23 protein-coding genes and 1 other RNA gene are annotated in these 25,793 nt (G+C 70.0%); 6 read left to right on the top strand and 18 right to left on the bottom strand.

What is annotated here, in order from left to right; all coding sequences use genetic code 11:
• Positions 1–16: 16 nt before the first annotated feature.
• Positions 17–439, bottom strand: a complete 423-nt coding sequence (locus tag ABF401_RS01120; RefSeq protein WP_353507688.1) for a VanZ family protein — start codon at positions 437–439, stop codon at positions 17–19.
• A 56-nt stretch (positions 440–495) separates the two neighbouring features.
• Between ABF401_RS01120 and ABF401_RS01115 the strand changes: the two genes are divergently transcribed.
• Together ABF401_RS01115 and trxA are read left to right on the top strand one after the other, a co-directional pair.
• A complete protein-coding gene (locus ABF401_RS01115) occupies positions 496–1,119 on the top strand; it encodes an SIMPL domain-containing protein (protein WP_353507687.1) in 624 nt (207 codons plus the stop codon).
• 51 nt (positions 1,120–1,170) lie between these two features.
• The gene (trxA, locus tag ABF401_RS01110) at positions 1,171–1,557 is read left to right on the top strand and encodes a thioredoxin (protein ID WP_353507686.1); all 387 of its coding nucleotides are present in this window, start codon (positions 1,171–1,173) and stop codon (positions 1,555–1,557) included.
• A gap of 44 nt (positions 1,558–1,601) precedes the next feature.
• Here trxA and ABF401_RS01105 read toward each other — a convergent pair whose 3' ends face one another.
• Both ABF401_RS01105 and ssrA read right to left on the bottom strand, forming a co-directional pair.
• Positions 1,602–2,402 carry a hypothetical protein gene (locus ABF401_RS01105; protein WP_353507685.1) on the bottom strand — a complete coding sequence of 267 codons (801 nt, stop codon included), beginning with the start codon at positions 2,400–2,402 and terminating at the stop codon, positions 1,602–1,604.
• An 84-nt stretch (positions 2,403–2,486) separates the two neighbouring features.
• Positions 2,487–2,853, bottom strand: a transfer-messenger RNA (tmRNA) gene (gene ssrA, locus ABF401_RS01100).
• Positions 2,854–3,051: 198 nt separating this feature from the next.
• Between ssrA and ABF401_RS01095 the strand changes: the two genes are divergently transcribed.
• Positions 3,052–6,426 carry a pyruvate carboxylase gene (locus ABF401_RS01095; RefSeq protein WP_353507684.1) on the top strand — a complete coding sequence of 1,125 codons (3,375 nt, stop codon included), beginning with the start codon at positions 3,052–3,054 and terminating at the stop codon, positions 6,424–6,426.
• Positions 6,427–6,554: 128 nt separating this feature from the next.
• Here ABF401_RS01095 and ligD read toward each other — a convergent pair whose 3' ends face one another.
• Positions 6,555–8,174 carry a non-homologous end-joining DNA ligase gene (gene ligD / locus ABF401_RS01090; protein WP_353507683.1) on the bottom strand — a complete coding sequence of 540 codons (1,620 nt, stop codon included), beginning with the start codon at positions 8,172–8,174 and terminating at the stop codon, positions 6,555–6,557.
• A gap of 29 nt (positions 8,175–8,203) precedes the next feature.
• Positions 8,204–8,863, bottom strand: coding sequence for a potassium channel family protein (locus ABF401_RS01085; protein WP_353507682.1), 660 nt, complete (start codon positions 8,861–8,863; stop codon positions 8,204–8,206).
• Between the two features lie 125 nt (positions 8,864–8,988).
• Between ABF401_RS01085 and ABF401_RS01080 the strand changes: the two genes are divergently transcribed.
• On the top strand, positions 8,989–10,833 hold the full coding sequence (locus tag ABF401_RS01080; protein WP_353507681.1) for a glycoside hydrolase family 15 protein: 1,845 nt from the start codon (positions 8,989–8,991) through the stop codon (positions 10,831–10,833).
• Between the two features lie 3 nt (positions 10,834–10,836).
• Here ABF401_RS01080 and ABF401_RS01075 read toward each other — a convergent pair whose 3' ends face one another.
• Complete coding sequence (locus tag ABF401_RS01075) at positions 10,837–12,750, bottom strand: DUF2207 domain-containing protein (protein WP_353507680.1); 1,914 nt, start codon at positions 12,748–12,750, stop codon at positions 10,837–10,839.
• Positions 12,751–13,039: 289 nt separating this feature from the next.
• Here ABF401_RS01075 and ABF401_RS01070 point away from each other — a divergent pair, with 289 nt between their 5' ends.
• Positions 13,040–14,992, top strand: coding sequence for a cell wall-binding repeat-containing protein (locus ABF401_RS01070; protein ID WP_353507679.1), 1,953 nt, complete (start codon positions 13,040–13,042; stop codon positions 14,990–14,992).
• Between the two features lie 3 nt (positions 14,993–14,995).
• Here ABF401_RS01070 and smpB read toward each other — a convergent pair whose 3' ends face one another.
• The 7 genes from smpB to ABF401_RS01035 form a co-directional block, all read right to left on the bottom strand.
• Positions 14,996–15,475 carry an SsrA-binding protein SmpB gene (gene smpB / locus ABF401_RS01065; protein WP_353507678.1) on the bottom strand — a complete coding sequence of 160 codons (480 nt, stop codon included), beginning with the start codon at positions 15,473–15,475 and terminating at the stop codon, positions 14,996–14,998.
• 140 nt (positions 15,476–15,615) lie between these two features.
• Entirely contained in the window at positions 15,616–17,070 is a 1,455-nt protein-coding gene (locus ABF401_RS01060) for a peptidoglycan DD-metalloendopeptidase family protein (protein ID WP_353507677.1), read from the bottom strand.
• Between the two features lie 133 nt (positions 17,071–17,203).
• The gene (gene ftsX, locus ABF401_RS01055; protein WP_353507676.1) at positions 17,204–18,109 is read right to left on the bottom strand and encodes a permease-like cell division protein FtsX; all 906 of its coding nucleotides are present in this window, start codon (positions 18,107–18,109) and stop codon (positions 17,204–17,206) included.
• 13 nt (positions 18,110–18,122) lie between these two features.
• On the bottom strand, positions 18,123–19,001 hold the full coding sequence (gene ftsE / locus ABF401_RS01050; protein WP_353507675.1) for a cell division ATP-binding protein FtsE: 879 nt from the start codon (positions 18,999–19,001) through the stop codon (positions 18,123–18,125).
• A 173-nt stretch (positions 19,002–19,174) separates the two neighbouring features.
• Positions 19,175–19,681: a hypothetical protein gene (locus ABF401_RS01045; RefSeq protein ID WP_353507674.1), complete on the bottom strand. Its 507-nt coding sequence runs from the start codon at positions 19,679–19,681 to the stop codon at positions 19,175–19,177.
• Between the two features lie 159 nt (positions 19,682–19,840).
• Positions 19,841–20,956, bottom strand: a complete 1,116-nt coding sequence (prfB, locus tag ABF401_RS01040) for a peptide chain release factor 2 (RefSeq protein ID WP_353507673.1) — start codon at positions 20,954–20,956, stop codon at positions 19,841–19,843.
• A gap of 171 nt (positions 20,957–21,127) precedes the next feature.
• Positions 21,128–22,447: a glycosyltransferase gene (locus tag ABF401_RS01035; protein WP_353507672.1), complete on the bottom strand. Its 1,320-nt coding sequence runs from the start codon at positions 22,445–22,447 to the stop codon at positions 21,128–21,130.
• A gap of 83 nt (positions 22,448–22,530) precedes the next feature.
• Here ABF401_RS01035 and ABF401_RS01030 point away from each other — a divergent pair, with 83 nt between their 5' ends.
• The gene (locus tag ABF401_RS01030; protein ID WP_353507671.1) at positions 22,531–22,752 is read left to right on the top strand and encodes a hypothetical protein; all 222 of its coding nucleotides are present in this window, start codon (positions 22,531–22,533) and stop codon (positions 22,750–22,752) included.
• Here ABF401_RS01030 and ABF401_RS01025 read toward each other — a convergent pair.
• Genes ABF401_RS01025 through ABF401_RS01005 form a run of 5 tightly spaced genes read right to left on the bottom strand, consistent with a single transcriptional unit; the run spans position 22,749 to position 25,789 of the window.
• The gene (locus ABF401_RS01025; protein WP_353507670.1) at positions 22,749–24,140 is read right to left on the bottom strand and encodes an MFS transporter; all 1,392 of its coding nucleotides are present in this window, start codon (positions 24,138–24,140) and stop codon (positions 22,749–22,751) included. The genes ABF401_RS01030 and ABF401_RS01025 overlap by 4 nt on opposite strands.
• Before the next feature lie 58 nt (positions 24,141–24,198).
• Positions 24,199–24,666, bottom strand: coding sequence for a pilus assembly protein TadG-related protein (locus ABF401_RS01020; protein WP_353507669.1), 468 nt, complete (start codon positions 24,664–24,666; stop codon positions 24,199–24,201).
• On the bottom strand, positions 24,663–25,109 hold the full coding sequence (locus tag ABF401_RS01015; RefSeq protein WP_353507668.1) for a pilus assembly protein: 447 nt from the start codon (positions 25,107–25,109) through the stop codon (positions 24,663–24,665). Before ABF401_RS01015 ends, ABF401_RS01020 begins: the two co-directional genes overlap by 4 nt.
• A complete protein-coding gene (locus ABF401_RS01010; protein ID WP_353507667.1) occupies positions 25,106–25,561 on the bottom strand; it encodes a TadE/TadG family type IV pilus assembly protein in 456 nt (151 codons plus the stop codon). The genes ABF401_RS01015 and ABF401_RS01010 overlap by 4 nt, the downstream gene beginning before the upstream one ends.
• A 3-nt stretch (positions 25,562–25,564) precedes the next feature.
• A complete protein-coding gene (locus ABF401_RS01005; protein ID WP_353507666.1) occupies positions 25,565–25,789 on the bottom strand; it encodes a hypothetical protein in 225 nt (74 codons plus the stop codon).
• Positions 25,790–25,793: the final 4 nt, after the last annotated feature.

The raw sequence follows: 25,793 nt of genomic DNA, 5'->3' as shown, positions 1-25,793 counted from the left end.
GCCGGACCAGTCGAGTTTACCAGCGGCCGGACCGTGCTCCGACCATGAGCGCCGCGGTCGCCAGCATGACGCCGGCAAGATCCGCAACGACGTCCCAGGGGTCGCCGGTGCGACCCGGCAGGAGCAGGTACTGGGTGAGCTCGCTGACCAGGGCGTGGGCCGCGAACAGCAGCGCGACCAGCACCGGTCTGCCGACGACGCGTCCCACCAGATAGGTCGGGAGCGCGAAGACGAGAACGTGCACGGCCTTGTCCGTCCAGGACACCGGGCCCGTGACGGTGACGGACGGCCAGTAGAGGACCGCCAGGTGCGTGACCACGGACAGGGCGGCCGTCGCCACCCAGAATCGCCGTCCACTCGTCGCCATCCGGCCCGCCGTCTCCCCCGCCACATCCGCTGCCACATCCGCTGCCAAACCCGCAGCCACACCGCCCGCCACGTCAGCGGCAGTCTACGAACCGGCCCGAGGCGGGCCCCGCGGGTTAGGTTGGGATCATGCCCAAGCGCACCGTCACCGTCATCGGGACCGGCCGCGCGGCCGTCAGCCCCGACGTCGTCCGCCTCGACCTGCGCATCGGCCACGACGCGCAGGACGTGGCCGCCGCCCTCACCGGCGCCTCGAAGGGGATCACAGCGGTCGGCCGGGTGGTCCGCGACCAAGGCGTGCCCGACCGGGACATCCGGACCCTCGACGCCAATGTCAGCCAGCGGTACGACAACACCGGCACCCCGGTGGGCTTCACGGCCCAGCAGCGGCTCGGCGTCACCGTGCGCCGGCTCGACCAGGTCGGCGAGATCCTCGAGGCGGCCGCTTCGGAGGTCGGCAATGCCCTGCTCGTCGACCAGGTCCGCCTCGACGTCGACGACCGCTCCGACGGGCTGGCCCGCGCCCGGGACGCCGCCTTCGCCGAGGCGCGCGCCAAGGCCGAGCAGTATGCCGCCCTGTCCGGTTCCGAGGTCGGCACCGTCCTCGGAGTGGCCGAGTCCGGGGCGGCCCCGATCCAGCCGGGCCGCCGCATGATGGCCATGGCGGCCATGGACTCGTCGGCTGGCATGCCGGTGGAGGGCGGTGATCTCGAGCTCACCGCGAGCGTCACGGTGACCTGGGAACTGCGCTGAGCGGCATACGGCACCGGAATAACGATCCACGCACCAACCGTTGGGAGAGACATGGCAACCACTGAGCTGACCGCAGAGACGTTCGAGCGCACGGTCCTCGACAACGACATCGTCCTCGTGGACTTCTGGGCGGCGTGGTGTGGGCCGTGCCGTCAGTTCGCCCCCGTCTACGACGCGGCATCGGATGAGACCGACAACGAGGGCATCGTCTTCGGCAAGGTCGACACGGAGGCCGAGCAGGCGCTCGCCGGCGCCGCCAACATCACCTCGATCCCGACGCTGATGGCGTTCAAGGAGGGTGTGCTCGTCTTCTCGCAGCCCGGCGCCCTGCCCCAGTCTGCGCTGCAGAACGTCATCGAGCAGGTCAAGGCGCTCGACATGGGCCCGGTCAAGGAGCAGCTCGCGCATGAGGCTGCCACCAAGGGCGGCACTGCCTGACCGGCGGCGACCCCGGCACGACGCCAGGGGGTCTGGCCAGCTGCTCAGACCATCTCGCGCGGCAACACCCGGCGCCACTGCGCGCGACGCTGCCGGCACACTGACGTGCCCAGCTCCTCGCGGTCGGCGGGATGCCGGTAGTAGTGCTCGAGGGTCAGCCACAGGCGCACCGCGTCCGAGTCGAGCACGTCTGCATTGACGGTCGGCCGCCCGCGATGCCCGTGCTCGTCGCGGGCGACGAGGCCGGGACCGTGCACCTCGAGGCAGCGGTGCACCCGGTGCTCGAGGGTGGGCACGATCCGCAGCATGTGGTCCCATTGCGCCGAGAAGCCCTGCCTGCCGTGCACGAAGTGCAGGCCGTCGACCCCGACCATGAGCTGGTGCAGCTCCGGCGGGCGTGCGACGGACAGCCCGAGCGCGATCATCACGAAACCCGTGGGCAGCGTCAGCCACCACGGCACGTCGATCTCCCCGAAGCGGATCTGTCGGTCGACGACGAGCAGGCGCATCAGCTCGAAGTGGACGAGCAGCACCACGCCCCAGATGACGAGCCCGAGGGGCATCAGCCCGAGCCGGGCGCGGGCGGGGAACGTGATGGTCCGCCCGACCGGGTCGTGGATCGGCCGCCGCGGCAGGTGCCACGGCGACGCGACGGACGCGACGAGAGTCAGTGCGAGCAGGTGCGCCACCCAGACCCAAGCCTGGACGCTGGGTTCGTCGATCGCGCGGGCGAGCATGACCAGGAACCCGACGAGGGGAAAGAGCGGCAGCGCCACCAAGGGGTGCGGCCGGAACCTCTGCCGCCAGCGCCACGGCTCGGGTATCAGGTCCGGGTCACGCAGCACGGTCCCACCCTAAGCGGGAAGGCACGTCCGGGCTGGGACCCGGCCCAGCGGCATACGGCACAGCGTGACGTGGCCACCACGAAGTGGTGGAGGTGGCGGGAATTGAACCCGCGTCCGATGACGAGAGACCAGGACTTCTCCGGGTGCAGTGCGCTATGGCTTTTCTCGGCCCCAGGGCTCGCGCGCACACGTTCCCTGACAGGCCCAGTTGAGTGAGAGTCCCGCGCGGCCCCCCAACATGACCACGCAGCAAGTTTCCTAGCTGACGCCAGGCACTGAGTCGGAAACTAGCTCAGGCTGACGGACTTCGGGGCTCGCTCAGGCGGCGAGGGCGAAGTCGGTGCGCTTTGAGTTGGCACCTATTGGTTTGCAAGGAGCGTTAACGAGATAACCCTGCATCCTCGACCCGCTTCCCCTGGTGTGTCGACCACCGTCGAAACCGATCACCCCCATGAGGGGTGTCCACGTCACGCTGTGCACTTGTCAAACGCCGCTACTGCGAGAACACAGTATGCCTCCGTAACGACTGTGCCGCCACACACATTCCCACCACCCATTCCGGCCGTATGCCGCTGGGCTCGGTGCCAGGGTCACGCGCACGCCGCGCCACTAGGCTGCCAGACGCACGCCGTCGACGCCTGGAGGTCACATGTTCCGCAAGGTCCTCGTCGCCAACCGTGGTGAGATCGCCGTCCGGGCGTTCCGGGCCGCGACCGAGCTCGGCGCGCGCACGGTGGCCGTGTTCCCCTACGAGGACCGCAAGTCGGAGCACCGGCTCAAGGCCGACGAGGCCTACCAGATCGGCGAGCAGGGTCACCCCGTCCGCGCCTACCTCGACCACGAGGCGATCGTGGCGCAAGCGGTCGAGGCCGGCGCCGACGCGATCTATCCGGGCTACGGCTTCCTGTCGGAGAACCCCGGCCTGGCAGAGGCGTGCGAAGGCGCCGGCATCACGTTCGTCGGTCCTCCGCCATCGGTGCTGCACCTGACCGGCAACAAGGCGCGGGCACTCGCCGCCGCCCGCGAGGCGGGCCTGCCGACGCTCCGCGGGTCGGCGGCGACCGCCGACCTCTCCGAGCTGGAGGGGGCCGCCGGCGAGATCGGCTTCCCGTTGTTCGTCAAGGCGGTGTCCGGTGGCGGGGGACGCGGCATGCGTCGGGTCGACCGTCCTGAGGTGCTCGCGGAGGCACTCCGGGTCGCCCAGCGGGAGGCCGAGTCCGCCTTCGGCGACCCGACGCTCTACCTCGAGGAGGCTGTGCAGAACCCCCGGCACATCGAGGTCCAGGTGGTGGCCGACGCGGCCGGACAGGTCGTCCACCTCTTCGAGCGTGACTGCTCGGTGCAGCGCCGGCACCAGAAGGTCGTCGAGATCGCTCCCGCCCCGAACCTCGATCCGGAGCTGCGTGAGCGGATCTGTGCGGACGCAGTCCACTTCGCGCGGTCGATCGGCTACCGGAACGCCGGCACGGTGGAGTTCCTCCTCGGCGAGGACGGTCGCTACGTCTTCATCGAGATGAACCCACGCATCCAGGTGGAGCACACGGTCACCGAGGAGATCACGGACATCGACCTCGTCGTCCTGCAGCTGCAGCTCGCTTCGGGCGAGACGCTGGAGAGCCTGGGGATCCGGCAGGAGGACGTCGTGCCGCGCGGCTTCGCGCTGCAGTGCCGGATCACGACGGAGGACCCGGCCAACGGGTTCCGCCCCGATGCCGGCACCATCACGACCTACCGGTCCGCAGGGGGGAGCGGGGTCCGACTCGACGGCGGCACGATCTTCGTCGGCGCGGAGGTCAGTGCCCACTTCGACTCGATGCTGGTGAAGCTGACGTGCCGCGGACGCACCTTTCCCGTTGCAGTGCGCCGGGCACAGCGGGCCCTCGCGGAGTTCCGCATCCGGGGGGTGGCGACGAACATCCCGTTCCTGCAGGCCGTGCTCGCGGACCCCGCCTTCCGGGACGGCCGGGCGACGACCTCGTTCATCGACGAGCGCCCCGAGCTGCTGACCGCCAAGGTCTCGGCCGACCGGGCGACCAGACTGCTCACCTACCTCGCCGACGTCACCGTCAACCAGCCGTACGGCCCCGCGACGACGAGGGTGCGCCCCCGCGAGAAGCTGCCTGCGCTCCCGGACGAGCCGATGCCGCGGGGAGCCCGTGACCTGCTCCTCGAGGTCGGTCCCGCCGAGTTCGCCCGGCGTCTGCGCGAGCGGCCCGAGGTGGGCGTGACGGACACGACCTTCCGGGATGCCCACCAGTCGCTCCTCGCCACCCGGATGCGCACCCGCGACCTGCTCCACGTCGCCGGTCACGTCGCCCACCTGACGCCCCAGCTGCTGTCCGTCGAGGCGTGGGGCGGTGCGACCTACGACGTCGCGCTCCGGTTCCTCGCCGAGGACCCGTGGGAGCGTCTCGCGGCGCTCCGCGAGGCGATGCCCAACGTGCCGCTCCAGATGCTCCTGCGAGGGCGCAACACCGTGGGCTACACGCCGTACCCCACCGCCGTCACCGACGCGTTCGTCCGCGAGGCCGCCCGCACCGGGCTCGACATCTTCCGCATCTTCGACTCGCTCAACGACGTGGCGCAGATGCGGCCGGCGGTCGAGGCTGTTCTCGAGACGGGGACGGCAGTCGCCGAGGTGGCACTCTGCTACACCGGCGACCTGCTCTCACCGGACGAGAAGCTCTACACCCTCGACTACTACCTGCGGCTCGCGGAGGCAATCGTCGAGACGGGGGCGCACGTCCTCGCCATCAAGGACATGGCCGGGCTGCTGCGGGCCCCGGCAGCAGCGCGGCTGGTCACCGCCCTCCGGGAGCGCTTCGACCTTCCGGTCCACCTGCACACGCATGACACCGCCGGTGGGCAGATCGGCACGCTGCTCGCTGCGATCGGTGCCGGAGTCGACGCCGTCGACGCCGCCACCGCCACCATGGCCGGGACGACGTCCCAGCCGCCGCTGTCCGCCCTCGTCGCCGCGACCGACCACACCGACCGGCCCACCGGACTCGACATCCAGAACGTCTTCGCCCTCGAGCCCTACTGGGAGGCGACCCGGCACCTCTATCGGCCCTTCGAGTCCGGTCTGGAATCGCCCACCGGTCGCGTCTACTTCCACGAGATCCCGGGCGGGCAGCTGTCCAACCTGCGCCAGCAGGCCATCGCCCTCGGCCTCGGTGACCGGTTCGAGGCGATCGAGGACATGTACGCCGCGGCCAACCGGATCCTCGGCAACCTCGTCAAGGTGACGCCGAGCAGCAAGGTCGTCGGCGACCTCGCGCTCGCGCTCGTGGGGGCCGGTGCCGACCCGGCGGAGTTCGAGTCGGAGCCGCAGAAGTACGACATCCCGGACTCGGTCATCGGCTTCCTCAACGGTGAGCTGGGTGACCCGCCTGGCGGGTGGCCCGAGCCGTTCCGGACCAAGGCCCTCGCGGGACGCCAGGCCAAGCCGCGCCTCACGGAGCTGACGCCCGAGCAGGAGCAGGCGTTGGCGGACGAGCCACGCCGCGCCCTGAACCACCTGCTCTTCCCCGCCCCGGCCAAGGAGTTCGAAGCCTCCCGAGAGGCCTACGGCGACCTCTCCCTTCTGGGCACCGTCGAGTTCCTCCACGGCCTCGTCAGCGGCGAGGAGTACGAGGTCGACATCGAGCAGGGCAAGCGCCTCATCATCGGCGTCCAGTCGATCGGCGAGGCCGACTCCAAGGGTCTGCGCACCGTGATGTGCACGCTGGGCGGGCAGTTCCGGCCGATTCAGGTGCGGGACCGGTCGGTCGAAGCGGACGTCAAGTCCGCCGAGAAGGCCGATCCGGGGGTCCCCGGCCAGGTCGCGGCACCGTTCGCCGGCGTCGTGACCCTCACCGTCTCGGACGGCGACACGGTCGAGGCCGGAGGAGTCGTCGCGACGATCGAGGCGATGAAGATGGAGGCCAACATCACGACACCAACGGCCGGCACCGTCTCCCGGCTGGCGATAGCGGCACAGCAGCAGGTCGAAGGTGGCGACCTCCTCGTCGTCATCAGCTGACGTCGCTGCCGCGTCTGAGCGGTCGCTCCGCCTTTCGCGCCCCGGCTCGGTTGTCGGTGGGACATCGCTCCGGGTGGCGCCGACCATCGCGCCCCGGCTCGATTGTCGAGGACGACGCAGCAGTGACCTCAGCGGAGGACCGGCAGGGCCTGGTCCTGGGCGAGGACCCCGCGGAAGAGGTCTCCGCGCTGCTCGAGTCGGTCGAGCACGGTCCGGATGGTGAACCGATCGGGGCGCAGGGCCGGGTCGTCGAGCTCGTCCCAGGTGATGGGAGCCGACACGGGTGCACCGGCCGAGGCCCGGGGACTGTACGGCGCGACGAGCGTCTTGTTGACGGCGTTCTGCGTGTAGTCCAGACGGGCCAGGCCGCGTCGATCGCGCTTCTGCCACTTCCAGCTGACGAGCTCCGGCTGGACAGCGCCGATCGTCCTGGAGACCCTCTCGGCCCAGTCGCGCGTCTCGTCGAAACCGGGACCGCGGGCGATCGGCACCCACACCTGGATGCCGCGCCGCCCGGTCACCTTGGGATAGGCCCGCAGGTTCAGGTGCTCGAAGGCCGTGCGGTGCAGGCGCGCAAGCTCGACCACCTCGTCCCAAGACGTGCGCTCACCCGGGTCGATGTCGAACAGGACGTAGGACGGCCGATCGGGCGCATCTGTGGGCGAGGTCCACGGGTGCCACTCGAGCGCCCCGAAGCCAGCGACCCAGACGAGCGTCGCCGGCTCGTCGACGACAACGTAGTGCTGGGTCTCATCGGGATCTGCCTGCTCGTTGTGCCAGCGGCGGATCCATTCAGGGGCGTGGTCGGGGATCTCCTTGTGCCAGAAGCCCTTCCGGGCCGCACCGTCGGGATAGCGATGCATGTTGAGGGCACGATCGCGCAGGTAGGGCAGCAGGACCGGTGCGATCCGGGCTGCGTAGGCGAGCAGCTCGCGCTTCGTCACCGGCTCCTCGCCGGGTCGGGCGGGGAACAGCTCCTTGTCGAGGTTGGTGACCTTGAGCGTCCGTCCAAAGACCTCCCATGTCCCTTGGCGACCGAGGTCGGCGAGTGCCGCCAGATCGTCCTCGCTCGGGCCGGCGCCGGGCTGGTTGTCTGCAGGCACGGAGGCCTCGGCGGCCGGCAGGTCCGAGCGCCAGAGCCGGTCCGGTGCCGCCTTGACCTCGTCGTTCGTGCGGCCGCTGAGAACGGATGTCGGGTGGTCCTCTGCGTCCCAGCCGCTGACGGCATCGGCGTCATGCTTGTGCAGGAGGAGCCACTGCTCCTTGTCCGAGGGGCGTTCGGGGCGGCCGGTGCGCACCAGGGCGAACCGGCCGCGAAGCCGCTCGCCGAACAGGTCCAGGTGCAGCTCGCCCGTGCGCACCGCCGCTGCCGGGTCCTCGGTGTCGTGCGGTCGCCACGTCCCGCGGTCCCAGACGATGACGTCGCCACCGCCGTACTCCCCCGCCGGGATGACGCCCTCGAAGAGCTCGTACTCCATGGGGTGGTCCTCGACGTGGACGGCGAGGCGGCGCACGTCCGGGTCGAGGGTCGGACCCTTGGGTACCGCCCAGCTCGCCAGCACCCCGTCCATCTCGAGGCGGAAGTCGTAGTGGAGGCGACGGGCCCGATGGCGCTGCACGACGAAGCGGCGCAGCCCGTCCTCGGACGGCGACGCCGACCTGGCTCCGCTGCCCGATGGCTCGGGCGTCCGGCCGAAGTCACGCTTGCGACGGTACGGCTCGAGGAGCGCGTGCGGATCCTTGGCCATACCCCTGTCCTACCCGGCGGTCGACACCCTCACCAGGGGCCCTGGGACGAACCATCCGCGTCGGACCTGCGCTGCCGACTGCGAACGTGGTCGATGAGCCAGGACGAGAGAGTCGCGGCCACGGCGCCGAGCAGCACCAGCCCGCCGAACATCAGGACCGTCGCCACCCATCGACCGTTCCCGGTGATCGGGTAGTAGTCGCCGTAGCCGACCGACGTGACCGTCACTGCGACCCACCAGAGGGCATCACCGAAGTGACGGATGTTGGCCCCCGGTGCGTTCTGCTCGGCGTCGAGCACGGCGAGCGCACCCATGAAGGCCAGCAGTGCGGTGGTCGCCACACCGTAGATCGACAGGCGGGTCCGCACTGCTCCTGCCGTCTCGGCGCGGAGCGACGGGAACAGCCGCAGCAGCCGCAGGAGGAGCAGCGGGCGCAGCGTGGGTACCACGACGGCGCCGAGATGGCCCAGGTGGGTGCGAACCCATTCGCCGCGGGGTCGGGCGAGCACCACGCAGACGGCGTACTCCGCGGCAAAGAGCAGCCAGATCAGGGCGAGGACCAGACGCGGCAGCGAGTCATCGGGCGGCTGCACGTTCGTGATCACCAACCACGCGTAGACCACGGTGAAGACGACGGCCGCGGCGACCAACGGCCACTCGGTCAGTCGCTGCCAGCGGCTCAGCACCATGGGACGACTGTAGGGCGGCGTCTGGTGCGATGCGGGGCATGTCGGGCAGGTTCACCCGGTCAGGATGATGCTGCGTCACGACGGCCCGCCCAAGAATCGGTGAGCACCCGACGAGGAGGCACGTCATGAAGGACGGATACCCGCTCATCGAGGACCACGGGCTGATCGGGGACCTCCAGACCTCGGCCCTGGTGTCGACGGAGGGTTCCATCGACTGGTTCTGCGCACCCCGGTTCGACTCCCCGAGCGTGTTCGGGGCCCTGCTTGACAAGGACAAGGGCGGGTACTTTCGCATCCGACCGACCGGCGACGCCTTCACCACCAAGCAGCTCTACTTTCCCGACACGGCGGTCCTCGTCACGAGGTACCTGACCGAAGCGGGTGTCGGCGAGGTGGTCGACTTCATGCCCGTGGCGAGTGCGCGAGAGCCGGCGGAACACCACCGGATCGTGCGGATGCTGCGATGCATCCGCGGGGAGATGACGTTCGACATCGAGATCGCCCCGCGCTTCGACTACGGCCGGGAGCCGCACGAGACGCAGGTGAGCGAGGGCGGGGTCGTCTTCCGCGGAACGAGCACCACGATGGCAGTCAGCATCGTCCGGGAACCGGAGGACGAGCAGCTGGGTCGCGGTGCCGCGGATGAGTCCGGCGACGTGCGTGTCGAGCTGACCCTGCGCACCGGCGAGGCGCGCGGGATGGTCCTCGACGTCGGGTCGAGCGAGGCGCGCATGATGCGCGTTGCGCAGGTGTGGGACCTGTTCAACAGCACCGTGGAGTTCTGGACGACATGGCTTGAGCAGTCCACCTACACGGGGCGCTGGCGGGAGATGGTCAACCGGTCCGCCATCACCCTCAAGTTGATGACCTACGCGCCAAGTGGTGGACTGGTCGCCGCGCCGACGGCCGCGCTGCCGGAGCAGATCGGTGGCGAACGCAACTGGGACTACCGGTTCACGTGGGTCCGCGACGCGTCGTTCTCGGTGTACGCGCTGCTCGCGCTCGGCTTCATGGAGGAGGCCGTTGCGTTCGGCGTGTGGATGCGCGAGCGCGTTCTGGACACCAAGACGAACGGCGGGGCGCCGCTGAACATCATGTACCGCGTCGACGGGTCCAGCGAGCTGAGCGAGGAGAGTCTCGAGCACTGGGCGGGCTACCGCGATTCCTTCCCGGTCCGGATCGGCAACGGGGCCGCCGACCAGCTGCAGCTCGACATCTATGGCGAGATGATGGACAGCCTGTACTCAGCGGACCAACGCGGCTTCCAGGTGAACTATGCGGGGTGGCTCAAGGTCTGCGCCGTCCTCGACTGGCTCGTCGACCACTGGGACCAGCCCGAGGAGGGCATCTGGGAGACCCGCGGCGGGCGGCAGCACTTCACCTACGGCCGCCTGATGAGCTGGGTCGCCTTCGACCGCGGCATCCGCCTGGCCACCCAGCGAGGGTGGCCAGCGTCCATCGAGAACTGGACGGCCGCACGGGACGCGGTGTTCCGGCAGATCATGGAGAAGGGCTGGAGTGCGGATCGGCAGGCGTTCGTGCAGCACTTCGACACGCACGTGCTCGATGCGTCCCTCCTGCGCATGGCCGCCCTCGGCTTCATCAGCCCGACGGACCCGATGTGGCAGTCCACCCTCGACGCGATGGACGAGGAGCTCGTCACCGACAGCCTCGTCTACCGGTACGACCCCGAAGCGTCGCCGGACGGCCTGCGCGGTTCAGAGGGCACGTTCTCGCTGTGCACCTTCACGTATGTGGAGGCACTCGCCGGGGCCGGCCGGCTCGACAAGGCGCGCATCACCTTCGAGAAGATGCTGACCTACGCCAACCACCTCGGCCTGTACTCGGAAGAGATCGCGCTGAGCGGAGAGCAGATCGGCAACTTCCCGCAGGCGTTCACGCACCTCGCCCTCATCAACGCGGCGATCACCCTGGACCGGGAGCTCAGCCGGCGAGCGCGCGGCGGCTGACCCTCACCAGGAGCCGGAGGAGGACCCTCCCACACCGGAGCCGCTGAAGCCGCCGCCTCCGGAGAATCCCGAGCTCCCGGACGAGCCGGGCGTGGACGTGAAGGTCCCCGTCGAGGTCGTCGAGAAGCTTTCAACACCGCTGGCGATGCTGCCGAAGTCGGGGAAGGCCGCACCGCTCCACAGGTACCAGGACGGCATGAGGAGCGGCTGGCCGGCCGCCTCGGCCGCCTGGGCGACGTCCGCGAAGGTGCGTGCCCACCGGTCGGCGACGCCGAAGACGACGGCGTAGGGCAGGTAGCGGCTGAAGATGTTGCTCGCCTCCTCGAAGGCGATCTGCCCCGCCTCGGCGGTCGTGAGGTACTCCTTGAACCCGAGCGACTGCGCGAGCACGGCCGAGCCCTCCGCAGTCTTCGCGGCCATCTTGCCGCCGAGGAACCAGACGATGGCGCCCGCAAGGAGCAGGCCGATGCCGAGCACGGCCCCACCGGTGAACCCCGACCCGAGGAGTGCCGTGATCGCGCCCTGACCGTAGAACAGGATCATCCCGCCGATGACGGCGAGAACGATGCCGAGGCCCTGCCACAAGCCGCGCTGGATCTGCGGGGACGAACGGAACCAGTGCCGGGTGACGACTTCGCCGTACATGTCCGACTGGATCCTGCGCAGCGTGGTGGCGAAGGTGTTCTTCAGGTCCGAGAGCGCGACGAGCTCTCCTCGGGTGCTGAAGATGCCGTCGAGCAGCCGGCGCTCGTAGGGCAGCAGCGTGTCGTTGGCCGGAGGGTTGAGGCGGACGAGGTTCCAGTCCGTCCGCTTGAACATGCTGCCGCCCTCGAGCTCTTCGATGCGCAGGTACCCCCGCACGGCGAGGTCGATCACCGTCGCGGACACGTCGATGGGGTTCGCCCGCTCGTCGATGATCGTGCCGACGAGTCCCGGCGGCACCCCGGCGGGCGGATGGAACTGGACTGCAACCGTGTCCGGTCCCCCTCGTGTGGTCGGGTGCGACTCCCGGTCGGTGACCGACGGCGTGAGCCCGGGGGTGAGGCCGGCGTACCGCTCGTCTCGGCCGCGCGTCCAGACGAGGGCCCCCATGATGGCGATCGCGAGGACCGGTGCCGCGATACCGGCAGCCGTCGCGGCGGCGTTGGCAGCCGTCGCGGCGCCCCCGCCGACGGTCGATTCGGCGTTGCCGTCGCGGACGTCCGGCTGGGGGTTGTCGAAGGCCGCGGCCGGGAATCCCGCGATGACGGTCATGGCCTCACCGGGCGCGAGACCCATGGCGGCGAAGGTCGTCGGGCTGCCGGCCTTGGCCTGGCACTGTGTGTCGCTGCCGGTCTCGCCCTTGAAGCAGGCCACCTGCGTCGAGGGAGCCGGCGCGTTGACGACGACGTTGACACGCTCCCGAGGAGTCAGCTCGTTGCTGCCGAAGACGTTGTAGTGGAACTCCACCGTGTCCGGGTTGCCGCCGGTGCCGGTGATCGGGTTGAGGACGTTGTGCAGGGTGTAGCGCACCTCGTAGACCTGGGTGCCCTCGGTCCACTCGTTCGGATTGCCGATCCGGATCTCCTGGGCCGCACCGTTGTCACTGACCTTGAAGTCGGCCGGGGCACCAGTCGGGCTGCTCACCGCGACATCGGTGAGGTCGAAGAAGCGGTACTTGCCCGCTTGGTCCTGGTAGCCCATCCGCACGACGATGTTGCGGAAGATCCCGCGTCTCTGCTCGCCGGACGGGAAGCGCCAGGTGATCGTCTCGGAGACGTGCACGCTGCCGTCCGGCTGCAGGTCGTAGACCACGGCGAACCGCTCCATGGCCTCGTCGCCCACGCCGCTCGCCGACCCGGCTGGCACGAGCAGGACGAGCCAGCAGGCCCCAACGACAGCCGCCAAGGCCGAGAGCCACCGTTGTCGCTTTCGCACCTTTTATGTCCCCAAGATCACAGTTCCGCGATAGTGCCGCCGCAGTCGGCTGGCTTGTCCCTATCCTAGACCGAGGGTGGTCGACGTTCGGCGGTTCGTCCGCTCGACGTGTTTGGCATTGAGGGGAATCGGGGAAGAAGTGAATCGCTCACATCGGCCTGCGCGCGCACTGGGCGCCGCACTGATCGCAGCACTTGCGCTCATCGCTGTGGGGACAGCCGAGGGATCTGCCCAGCCGGTCCCCACGCCAACGCCCTCGCCGGCTCCGGGGTCCCCGTCGGTACCCGATGTGGCGAGGCGCGAGCTGCCTCCCCCCGAGGAGGCCACCGACACCCGGGTGCGCTCGCGCAGCACCGTTCTCGACAAACCGGTGGCGTCGAGTACCGCGGACCGGTCGCTCGTCGCTGGAGTGCAGGCGACTCCCTCCGTCAACCGCAGTGTCGGGACACTCCACGCCGCTGGCGGTACGACGGTGGTCACGCCCGGCGCCCTCACCACGCTGGCATCGGTCACCGACCGGAAGCCCAGCCGGCTCGCCGGGCCAGACCGTTACTCGACCGCCGCCCAGATCTCGGCCGCGGGCCATCCGTCGGGAAGCGCCCGGGTGTACGTGGCGACGGGGGAGAACTTCCCCGATGGTCTCGCCGCGTCCCGGGCGGCCGCACACCACAGCGCACCGCTCCTGCTGACCCGCGGGACGGGCCTGCCGTCCGTGACCCGCCAGGAGCTCCTCCGTCTCGCGCCAACTGAGGTCATCGTGGTCGGCGGCACCGGGGTGGTGTCGTCATCGGTGCAGTCGGCGATTGCACAAGCGGTGCCCAAGGCGACGATCAGGAGGGTCGCCGGGGCAAACCGCTTCGAGACGGCCGCAGCGCTGGCTCGCGCAGACACCACGATCCCGACGATCGCCTTCGTCGCCACCGGCGCCAACTTCCCGGATGCCCTGGCCGCTGGGCCGGTCGCTGCACACCAGAAGGGCTCCCTCCTGCTGGCCACATCGACCAGCCTGCCCCCGGCCACCGCACGCGAGCTCGCCCGCACCCGTCCGAAGACGACGGTCATCGTCGGCGGCGCTGACGTGATCAGCGACGGGGTCCGGGCGGCCATCGCGTCCGCGACGGGGGGCACTGTTCGTCGGGTCAGCGGCGCCAACCGCTACGAGACCGCCGCGGCTCTGTCGCGGAGCGCGTTCACCGGAACGGCGTCGACGGTCGTCCTCGCGACGGGCCTGGGCTTCGCGGACGCCCTGTCCGCTGGTGCACTCGCGGGCTTCAAGGGTGGACCCGTCCTGCTCGATGCCGGTCAGGCGAGGTCCCCCCGAGCCACGACGGATGAGGCGCGCCGGCTCTCGTGGTACGTCGGCACCGCTGACGCGCCGGTGTTGCGCTACGTGCCGGAGGTCCACCCGGACGACAACATGTCCGCCGGCTCGCTCCTGCCGGCGACCCCGGGGCGCTATGACGTGTTCATCCTGTTGACCCGGGGCGAGGCGACCTCCAACTGCACTGGCCGGCCGGTCTCGACCACGTGGATGAACCAGGAGTTCCTGCCTCAGCCACAGCCGACCGGCCTGCGCTTCTCGGACCGATGCCGCGACCACCGGGTCGCGAGCTGGCACGAGTTCCTCAACCGCCTGGCTGGTCCCGACGACCCCATGGGTCAGGTGGAGCGCCATCAGGGGCAGTCGATCACCTGGAACGGGCGAACCCTGCCGACCCCGACCCACCTCGTCGAGGATGGGTCGAGCCAGCCGGCTGACTACGTCGACGTTGCCATCGGGCCGCGCAGCGCCCGCTTCGTCTTCGACCTCGGGGACGGCCAGCTCACCAGGGACAAGGTCATCTGGGCCCTGGAGAACGCCCGCCAGCTCCGCACCCTCCTGCCGACGCAGTCGGAGGGGGACATCGTGGCCGGTGGCTACTTCAATGACACCGGAGCCGGCTCCCCGTACCTCCACGCGGACCACAAGGCGCTGCACGACGTCCTGGGAACGACGGACTTCGGTCTGCCCGGCAGCCAGTACTCCCCCATCGGCCATGCAGACCCGGATCGGGCCTTCGGGGCGTGGGGCGCGGACTACTGCGCCAACATGTGCCACCCCGCCGACACGAATGGGTGGGCCAATGGCATGGGTCGGTTCCAGTACTCCTACGGCTGGCTCCGGTGGGGCAAGTGGGAGACGGGGACCCTCGACGTGCACGCCGGGTTCTCGGAGTACCAGTCCTTCGGAAAGTGGTACTGACGATCAGGTCCGCCGGCCACGGGTGTTGGCACTCATCGCCCGTTCGGCATCACGGCGGTCCTGCCGCTCCCGGAGCGCGTGGCGCTTGTCGTACTGCTTCTTGCCGGTCGCCAGGGCGATCTCGACCTTGGCGCGGCCGTCCTTGAAGTACAGCGCGAGCGGCACGATCGTCCGGCCGCTCTCGCGGGTCTTGCTCGCGATCTTGTCCAGCTCGGACCGGTGCAGCAGCAGCTTGCGCTTGCGCCTCGGCGCGTGGTTCGTCCACGTCCCGTTGAGGTACTCGGGGATGTGGACGTTCTCGAGGTAGAGCTCATCCCCCGTGAACATGGCAAATCCGTCGACGAGCGAGGCCCGGCCCATCCGCAGCGCCTTGACCTCGGTGCCGGAGAGCACGATGCCAGCTTCGAAGGTGTCCTCGATGTGGTAGTCGTGGCGCGCCTTGCGGTTGCTCGCGATGAGCGACCGTCCCTTCTCCTTCGGCACCGGACCGTCCCTTCTCCACGCAGCACGTCACACCAGGTCGTATGCCGCTGGGCTGGCTTCCGTCCGGCGGCGACCCCACGCTACCCCGACGGAGGTCGCGGCCCAGAGCGAGTTCTCAGAGCCGGTTCCCGGGCCTGTCCTCAGAGCCAGTTGCGCGGGTTGACCGGAGTGCCGTCCTCGTAGACGCCGAAGTGCAGGTGGCACCCGGTCGAGTAGCCGGTGGTGCCGCTGTAGCCGATGAGCTGGCCGCGCTGCACCGTGCCGCCCCACGCAACGATGCTCGACAGGTGGTTGTAGCTCGTGACGAGGTCCACGCCGCGATGGATGCCGTGGTCGATGAGGATCTGGTTGCCCCAGCCGCTCTCGCGCCATCCGGCACGAATCACGGTCCCGGGCGCGGCTGCCCGGACCGGGGTCCCACATCCGATCCCCCAGTCCAGGCCGTCGTGGAGCATCCACTTCTGGAGCACGGGGTGCCAGCGCATGCCGAAGCCAGAGGTCGTCCGGCCGCGGGCCGGGTAGGACAGGTAGTTGGAGGGTGTCGGCTCGCTCTGTACGGGCGCCGGGATCCTCGGCGTATAGGTCTTTCCGTTGCGCGCTGCCGCGGCAGCCTTGGCGCGCTCGGCCCGGATCTTCGCCGCCCGCTCAGCCTTGAGCTTCGCCAGTCGCCTCTGCTCGGCGAGCCGGGCCTGGCGCGCCCGCTCCACGAGGATCGCCTTGAGACGTGCGGCTTCGCGCTCCGCGGCGGCCAGCTGCGCCCGCTCGTCCGCGCGCTGGACCTTGAGGTCCGCTGCATAGGCGGTCTGCCTGGTGTTGAGCGAGTCGAGGTCGGCCCTGGCGGCGGCAGCGTTGCTCGTCGCGGTCACCGCGTTGTTCTTCGCGACAACCGCCTGCTCGCGCGCCGTCGTCGCCGCCGCACTGGCCGCCTCGGCCGCGCGCAGCGCCGCCTCGGCCTGCCGCTTGAGCTCGGCGACCTCGGCGCGGACGGAGGTCAGATAGGCCTTGGTCGCGGTGCTGTCGGCGGTCATGGCCGCGAGCTTGTCGATGGTGTCGCTCGCGACGGCGCTGGCCGTGTCTGCCATGACGAGCCGGTTGGCGAAGTCCTGGGGGGAGGTCGAGCCGAAGACCATGCCGAGCTGCGACTCCGTCACGGCTCCGCCCTGGAAGACCTCGGCGGCGTAGGCATCGAGCGCGTCCTGCGACGAGGCGAGCTCCGTGCCGGTCTTCTGGAGCTTGTCGGCAGCGCGTGCCTCGTTGGCCTGGGCGACGGCGAGCTTCTGCGCGACATCCTCGTTGTGGGCGCGGGCCTGCGCTTCGGCGGCGATGGCGCGGGCCTCGGTCGCCTCGGCCTGCGCCTGAGCCTGCTGTGCCTGCGCGAGCGCGGCCTGGGACTGGGCGAGCCGCTGCTGTGCGACGGGGATGGCCGCGCGGGTCTTCTCGAGGTTGACGTACGCCTTGGCCAGTGCGGCGCCGGTGCCCTCGAGCTGCTGGCTCAGGGCGGCGATGCGCTGGTCCGCTTTGCGCTTCTGGTCGGCCACGTCATCCGCACGGGCAACGACTCCCCCGGCCAGCGACAGCGTGCACGCCACTGCCACCCCGAGGGCGGTCCACCGGGCCCTTCGAGACGGCGTGCTCGATGGTCTCACTAGCCACATATGAAACATTGGTACCACATGCATCACCGCAGGGGGAGGTGCAGCGCCGGATTTGTCCTCGCGGGGCGGTGCCTCAGACCCGGAGGTAGCGCCGCAGCGTCACCCAGGACGTGACCGTGGCGAGCACCACGACGCCGACCACGATGGCGGGCGCGACGGACAGGACGTCCGCCACGCCGATGAAGGCCGTGTCGGTGAGGGTGGCGCTGAGGAATCCGACCACGCCGTACTTGACGGTGGCCCAGAGCATGAACATGGCCAGGCCCGCCCCGACGACGCTCGCGAGGACCGTCTCCATGACGAACGGAAAGCGGATGGTGAGGTTGGACGCTCCGACGAGCCGCATGATTCCGGTCTCGCGACGCCGACTGAAGGCGGCCTGCCGGATCGTCGTCGAGATGAGCATGACCGCCGCGAGGACCATGAGCGATGACAGGGCGATGGCCGACCACGAGACGGTGTTCATGAAGGTGAAGAACTTCTCGAGCAGCTTCTTCTGGTCCTGCACGTCGGCGACGCCGGGCATGCCCTTGAGGGAGCTCGCGACGATGTCGAACTTCCCGGGGTCGGACAGGTTCACCCGGTAGGAGTCGGCGAAGTACGACTCCCCCGCTCGGGCGAGGGGCGAGTTCTGGTACGTCTCCTTGAACCTGCCGAACGCCTCGTCCCGCGACTCGTAGAAGATCTCGCTCACGGTCGGGCGCAGCGCCTCGAGCTCCCCCTTGATCGTCGCCCGCTGCTCGTCGGACGTCGGCTGCCCGGCGCAGTTGGTGTAGCGGGTCTTCTCCGCGCAGAGCAGCACCGTCACCTGGACCCGGTCGTACCAGTAGTCCTTCATCGTGTCGACCTGGCGCTGTCCCATCAGGCCGAGCCCCAGCAGGTACATGGAGATCATCGTGACGATGACGACGGAGACCGCCATCGAGAGGTTGCGGCGCAGACCGTTGCCGGTCTCACCGAGCAGGAACTGGAGTCGCATCGCCCCTGCCCCGTCAGCGGGCGCTCGAGCGCTCTGGCTGGTGGCGGCGGAAGACCGAGAAGCGCTCGCGCGGCTCGTCGGCGTCACGGCCGATGGGCGGCAGCTCGCCCTCCTCCTCGTAGGCCTCGACGGCGTGGAGCGCCTCCTCCTGGAGCGGGTCTGGCAGGTCGTCCGGATGCGCCGGCCCGAGCTCGACCCGCGGGATCGACCCGGTCGTGTAGTCGCCCGTCTCGACGTCGGCCACGAGGGCGCCCTCGTCGAGACGGATGACGCGCTTGCGCATCGCGTTGACCGTGGCCGTGTCGTGGGTCGCCATGACGACCGTCGTGCCGGTGCGGTTGATCCGCTCGAGCAGCTTGACGATCTCGAGGCTCGTGTCCGGGTCGAGGTTGCCAGTGGGCTCGTCGGCGAGCAGGATCGGCGGGCGGTTGACGAAGGCGCGGGCGATGGCGACCCGCTGCTGCTCGCCGCCGGAGAGCTGGTGGGGCAGGCGCTTCCCCATCTCCGCGAGGCCGACGAGCTCGAGCGTCTCCGGCACGACCTGGCGGATCCGCGACCGTGACGCACCAAGGACCTGAAGGGCATAGGCGACGTTCTGGTGGACCGTCTTGTTGGGCAGCAGGCGGAAGTCCTGGAAGACGAAGCCGATCTCGCGGCGCAGGGCCGGCACCTTCCGGTCCGGCAGCCGGGCCAGGTCGCGGCCGGCAACGAGAATGCGACCCGAGGTCGCATCCTGCTCCTTCATGACGAGCTGGAGCAGCGTCGACTTGCCCGAGCCTGAGGCTCCGACGACGAAAGCGAACTCGCCGCGGGGGATCTCGAGCGACACGTCGTCGAGGGCCGGCCGCTGCGTCCGCGGATAGGTCTTCGTCACCTGCTCGAAGAGGATCATCGGCTCCCCTGGCTCGCTCGTCTGGGCAATGGCGGCACTGGCGCCGGGCGCGGAGCCAGCGGTGGGCTGGGACCGCGCTCAGCGGCATACGGCATGTTCTGTCGCCGTCTTCGAGGCTACGGGCCGAAGCGGCGAATCCGGTGTTACCGACGATTCGGGCGTGGCGCGCCGGGTCAGCACCGCTCGGACGTCATGCCTTGGCGCGACTCGTCGCCCAGCCGAAACAGCTTGCCCCAGCCCCGGGTGCAGTCGTTGATGGTGCGGACCGGCGTGGAGTAGGTCAGCCGCTGGCGGTTGGCACCGGCTTTGAAGCCGCGCGGCTCGAAGTCACCTCGGACCACGATTCCGGCGTACGCCCGGTAGGCGAAGCCGCGCACGTGGTACTGCTGCCAGACGTAGACCGAGGCGAAGTTCATCCAGGCGGACCCCTTGGCGTCCCGGCAGTACCCCTTGAACTGGCGGACGGTGAAGGCGTTCATGCCGCGGTCGGCGACGACCTTCTTCGTGCCGATCTGCACCACGTTGGTGCAGGTGACGCCGTTGGCGTTGACCGACACCGTCGGTGCGATTGCCGGCGTTCGCGCGGAGGCTGCCGCGGAGGCGGGCGCGGCGGCGACGGCGAGCGACGCGGCGGCGGTCAGCGTGGTGAGCGCGGTGATGGAGCGAGTGAGCACGTGCATGGGAGTTCCCCCTCAGGTGTGGATGGCGATGCACACCCTGCGACGTGTCCGCTGCTGCTTCGGCGCCGCAGGACGTGTGATCCCAAGACGCACAGAGACGGCGGTTTCGTTGTCGCCGCCGACGAGGAACTTCCTTGCGGCCCAGACGGCCCAGACGGCTCAGACGGTGGCGGCCTTCTTCTGCCCGATCTGCCAGCGGATGCCGGCCTCGAGGAACCCGTCGATGTCGCCGTCGAAGACCGCGGCCGGATTGCCGGTCTCGTACTCGGTCCGCAGGTCCTTGACCATCTGGTAGGGGTTGAGGACGTAGGACCGCATCTGGTCGCCCCAGCTCGCCTTGACGTCGCCGGCGAGCTCCTTCTTCGCCGCGGCCTCCTCCGCCTTGCGCTGCAGGAGCAGGCGGGACTGGAGGACCCGGAGGGCTGCGGCGCGGTTCTGGATCTGGGACTTCTCGTTCTGCATCGACACGACGATGCCGGTCGGCAGGTGCGTCATCCGGACGGCGGAGTCGGTCGTGTTGACGCTCTGGCCACCCGGCCCCGACGACCGGAAGACGTCGACCTTGATCTCATTCTCAGGGATCTCGATGTGGTCGGTGCTCTCGATGAGCGGGATGACCTCGACCGCTGCGAAGCTCGTCTGGCGCCGACCCTGGTTGTCGAACGGGCTGATCCGCACGAGGCGGTGGGTGCCGCCCTCAACGGCCAGGTGTCCGTAGGCGAACGGGGCGTTGACCTCGAAGGTGGCCGACTTGAGGCCGGCCTCCTCGGCGTAGCTCGTGTCCATCACCTTGGTCGGGTACCCGTGGCGCTCGGCCCAGCGCAGGTACATCCGCATGAGCATCTCGGCGAAGTCGGCCGCATCCACGCCGCCGGCCCCGGAGCGGATCGTCACGACGGCCTCGCGCTCGTCGTACTCCCCCGACAGGAGGGTACGCACCTCGAGCTCGCCGACGTCCTTCCTCAGGGCGGCCAGCTCGCGCTCGGCCTCGTCCATGGTGTCCTGGTCGGACTCCTCCGTGGCCATCTCGACGAGCGTCTCGAGGTCCTCGATGCGGCCGTCCATGGCGAGCACGCGGTCGCGCTCGGAGTTGGCGCGGGACAGCGCCGACGTGACCTGCTGCGCCGTGTCGGGGTCGTCCCACAGGTTGGGGGCGGCTGCCTGCTGCTCCAGCTCGGCGATCCGTGCGCCGAGGGCGTCGAGGTCGGTGACGCCGCGCACCGAGTCCATCGTCGCGCGCAGTTCCTTGATCTCTTGGGTGAAGTCAACAGCCACGATGCAACAGCCTACGGCAGTGGACCGAGGGGGCCTGCCGCCCGGGAGCGATGACGGGAGCAAACCCGGTCGAGCCGGGTGCCCACGCAGGGACCGCGGCGCCTCGTCCCGTCATCCGTCCCGCACGTGCCGAGAGAAAGGCTGTCGTATGCCGCTGGGCTCGTTCCCCGTTCACGCTGCCGAGCGCGCGTGGTCCGTCAACAGCGGCACGAGCGTGGCGACGTCCGGCAGGGCCGTGAAGTCTGCCGCGATCGTCTCGGCCCGCTGCCGGAACGCGGGGTCGCGGGTGACCTCGGCTACCGCGGCCGGGAGCTCGGACGTCGCTGCAGGGCCGCCCTCGAGCATCCGTCCGGCGCCGATGCCCTGGACGCGTCTCGCGTTGACCCATTGGTCGAAGGCGAAGAGCGGGACGATGACCTGCGGGACGCCGGCCTGCAGGGCCGCCATCGTCGTGCCGAAGCCGCCGTGACCGACCATCGCCGAGGCGAGCGGCATGACCTGCTCCTGCGGCCACCACTGACGGACGTGCGCGTTGGGCGGCCAGGGTCGGAGCGACTCCGGGTCGAGGGAGTGACCGGTCGTCAGGAGCACTCGGATCGGCTCACCGGCCAGCGCCTCGAGGGTTCCCCCGAACACGTGGGTGAACGTGTCGAAGGCGCCGGCCACGGTGCCGAAGGTGGCGTAGACCAGCGGGTGGTCCGGGTCGCCCCATGCCTCTGGGAGCGAGCCGGTGGGACGGCCGGAGTCGGCGCGATAGCGCCAGACCGGGCGTCCGGTGTGGCCTGTCGTCCCATCGAGGCTCGCGGGGACGCTCGTGCAGCAGGGCGAGGTCGTGGCCGCCTGGTACAGCGTGCCCTCCGCCATCCCGGCTTCGGCGTCGAGTGCAGCGAGCGGCTCGTCGAGCTCTGCCATGAGCAGGGCCGTGACCTCGGCGAGGCCGGCCAGCACCTCGACGTGCGGGACGTTCGCTCCCTCGGCCGCGACGAGCGAGCCGAGCTCGGCCGGCTCCCGGACGACGAGGTCCGGGCGCCACTCGTCGATCGTCGCTCGCAGCCCGGGGATCGCGTGCCGGGCGGCGTGCCCTGCGAAGATCTCCCGGACGACGCGGCGGTTCGCCTCCTCCATCGTCAGGGTGGGCAGGCTGGCCCAGATGGGCCCGGCCACCTCCGCCGGGATGTCCTCGAAGGGAGCGTGGTCGAGACCGGCCCGCCTCACGTGGCTCTCGAACGAGGCCGGCGCGGCGACCCGGACCTCGTGACCCGCCTCGGCGCAACTGCGCGCGACCGGGACCAGCGGGCTGAAGTGGCCGGTCGCAGCCGTGGAGCAGAAGAGCATCCGCACGAGTCCGAGCATGACAGCGCGGGTCAGCCGCGTCCGGTCAATGACGCAACCGGAGACCTGGGGTCGGTGCACGAGGGACCGGGCCCAGCGGCATACGGGCTGGAAGGTCTGGTGCGATTGCGAGCCGCTTTCTGGGTAAGGGGTGGGCACGCTTGGGCGGCAAGCACCTTCGAGAGCCGCCCTGGCCGGCATCGCCAACCCGGGTGATGCCCGACTCTCCACGAAAGGTGACCATGGCCGTCCGCACCAGGTCTCGTACCAGTCTCGCCACCATCGTGCTCGTCGTCTGGCTCCTCATCGGAGTGGCCGCCGCGTTCCAGCGGGGCTACTTCGGCTCGGCCCAGCCGAGCTGCAGCCGGGTCGGGAGCGCCGCCCTGACGATCATCGCGGGTCCCCTCAACTACCTCGGCCTCGACCCGGAGATCGGCTGCTCGGTGCCGCAGCCGTCCAACTAGCCCGTTCTGCGGCGGCGGACCTCACGTAGCTCGGCGAGGACCGAGAGGCCGGGCCTGTCGTTCATGCTGCGCCAGGCCCAGACGCCGGACGCGATCATCGCCAGGCCTGCGAGCAGGTAGGTGACCATGGCGCCGGTGTAGGTCAGCTCCAGGACACCGAGGTTGACGGTGACCGGGAGGCCGAGCAGCGTGTCGAACATCGCGGCGACGAGCGGTGCGACCGCGAGCACGACGACGAGGACGACACCGTCGAGTGACTGGACCAGGGCGAACGTGCGCCCGCGGATCTCGTCCTCGACGGTGAGTCCGATGAGGGTGTAGCCGACGACCCAGCCGACGCCGACGAAGGCGCCGAGGAGGAGCGCGAGCGGCAGGGACAGCAGGAACGTCGGCACCACGGCAAGCACGAGGAGCACGATGCCGGCACCGGTGAGGGCCGCGCCGAAAAGCCTTGCGCGGGAGAAGCCCCGGAGCACTCGGGGACCGAGGGTGAGACCGAGCGCCATGCCGCTGAAGACGCTGACGAAGAGCAGCCCGTAACCGGGGGCGCCGGCCCCCATGTCGCCGACGAAGCGGGTGGCGAGGCCGATGACGAGCCCTCCCCCGGCGAAGGCGCCGAGCATGCCCGCGATGAGTCCGCGGACGAAGGGCCGCTCCTTGAGGATGAGCAGCCCGTCGGCGATGCTCCGCACGACCGACTCGCCCTTGAGCTCCTCCTGCGCCACCTGAGGCGGGAACCTCAGGCTCCAGACGATCGACGCGCTCACGAGGAACGTCGCGGCGTTGGCGTAGATGGCGACGTAGATGCCCTCCGCGTCGATCCCGGGGATGAGGTCGTGGAGCGGCTGGCCCACGAGGGAGAGGCCCGAGAAGACGAGGGCGGCGAGAGGCGCGGTGCCGTAGCTGCCGATGAGGTTGAGCTGGTTGGCCAGCTCGAGCCGCTTGGGCGGCACGAGGTTTGGCACCGTCGCGTCCTTGGCCGGGTTCCAGAAGAGCGAGACGCACTCGATGAGGACGATCGCCAGGTACATCCACCACAGCTGGCCGACGAGCGGGATGGACACGAAGAGGACGAAACGGAGCAGGTCCCCCACGACCATCGTCTTGCGTCGGTCCAGGCGGTCGGCGACGACGCCGGCGAGCGGGCCGAGGATGATCGCGGGGGCGATGCGCAGGATGAACACGCCTGAGACGGCCAGGTACTGGCCCACTCCGCCCTTGGCCAGCTCCGCGGCGAGGGCGGTGGTGGCGAGCAGGGCCAGCCAGTCACCGAAGCTGGAGAGAGAGCCGGCGATGAACAGCTTTCGGAACGGGCGGATGGCGAACAGACTGCGCAGGGCCGGGAAGGACGCGGAGAAGCCCGGGTGCGGGGATGCGCTCCGGGACATGTGCCCAGCGTAAGGAGCGCGGCCGGGCGACGAGCCGGATCGGTCCCCCACGACGCGGTCATCGGAGCGGCGCTCGGGCCCGCGAGGTGACGGTGATGGTGACGCCACCGCCCAGCGACTCGAGGATCCAGCCGGTCATTGGCAGGGTGGCCCGGCCGCTCAGCGTCACCTCGGCGGTGGTCCCGTCCGGCGTGCCGGTAGGGGGCTGCAGTGTCCAGCTGCTGATTCCGGTGGGTCTGGGCGTCCGCGAGAGGTGCGTGGTCGCGGCCTCCCGGACAGAGCCGTGGGTGAGAACGAGTGGCCCCTGGACGCCGCCTTCGTAGACGGCTCCCACGTCGAGCGCGTCGGCCGCGTCGAGGGCGATGGCGTCGGCCGTGTCGAGGAGACGCATCCGCGCCAGCTGGGCTGCGGTCACGTCGATCGCACCGAGGATGAAGACGAGAACGATGACGAAGAGGCCGAGGATGAGGACCGCGATCTGGCCGTCCTCAGGTCTCCGGCGCAGCGGCGGCAGCGGGCCTCTCATCGCGCCACATAGGTGTCGACGCTCGCGACGTGTGTCGACGAGATGGTGACCGAGCCGGGAAGGCTCCCGGCGAGGAAGTCGGGAATGAGGGGTAGCTGCACGTCGATGACCGCGGTCGTGGTGACGACACCTCCTGGACGCAGGCAGGGCGAGCCATCGCAGCTGACGGACAACGCCGCGTCACGGTCGAAGTCGAAGTCCTCGAATGCGATGGTCGCCGCAGCGATGGCGCGAGCATGCGCGCGTTCGTCCTCGTCGCTCGTGACGAAGGCTCGGCCTGCCTCTCGACCGGCGAGCGAGGCCGCGAAGGCCGCTCCCTGGATGCGCGCGAGGGTGAGGACCAGGTACGTCAGCGGCAGGAGCAGGAGGATGCCCAGGAACACGAACTCGACGATGGCGCGCCCCTCCTCCCGCGCGGTCTGCGGCGGCCTGGGCCGGCTCACGGCGGGCTCGAGCTGCTGGCTGCGGACACCTGCTCCTCGCTGAATGCCCTCCCCTGCACGGTGAACCCGTCCCCCGGGCCAATCGGCCCGACGAGCGGCAGTGGCGCGACGACAGTGACCACGACGACCCTGACGCCGTCTGGGGTCGTTGTCCTCTGGGCCGAGATGTCCGTTGCGAACGACGGGTTCAAGGCGGAGGAGATGAGAGCCGCTGTCCGGGCCACACCGTCGCCGGGGGCGGCATCTGCACGTGCTCCGAATCGGGCTCCCTCAGACGCCGAGGCGATCAGGGTGTTGCGGACGTAGAGCGCGATGGCAATCTGCAGGACCGCGAGCACGACGAAGAGCAAGAGGGCTGCCACCATGACGAACTCGGCAATCGCCGACCCGTCCTCCGACCCCTCCTCCGACCCCTGCCGGTCGCGGTCGGACAGCGGACCACGGACGGCCATGCGTCAGCGGCCACCCGGCCCGCTCACGCTGCCGATGGCATCGGTGAACAGCCTCTCGAGCTGGTCGCCTGCAACGGCCCAGAGCAAGGTCACGAGTCCGGCGGTCATCAGCGTGATGAGCACCCAGCCGGGCACGTCGCCCCGATCGGACGGCCCGCGTAGAGCCCGTGCCAGCCGGCTCGCTGCCCAACGGGCGAGCCGCGTCGTCGTCATGTTCCCGGTCCGCATCGTG

Origin of the sequence: Intrasporangium sp. (assembly GCF_040414665.1) — a bacterium.
Lineage (GTDB): Bacteria > Actinomycetota > Actinomycetes > Actinomycetales > Dermatophilaceae > Intrasporangium.
Note: the sequence above shows the minus strand (reverse complement) of the source record. Positions and strands in the feature narration are given on the sequence as shown.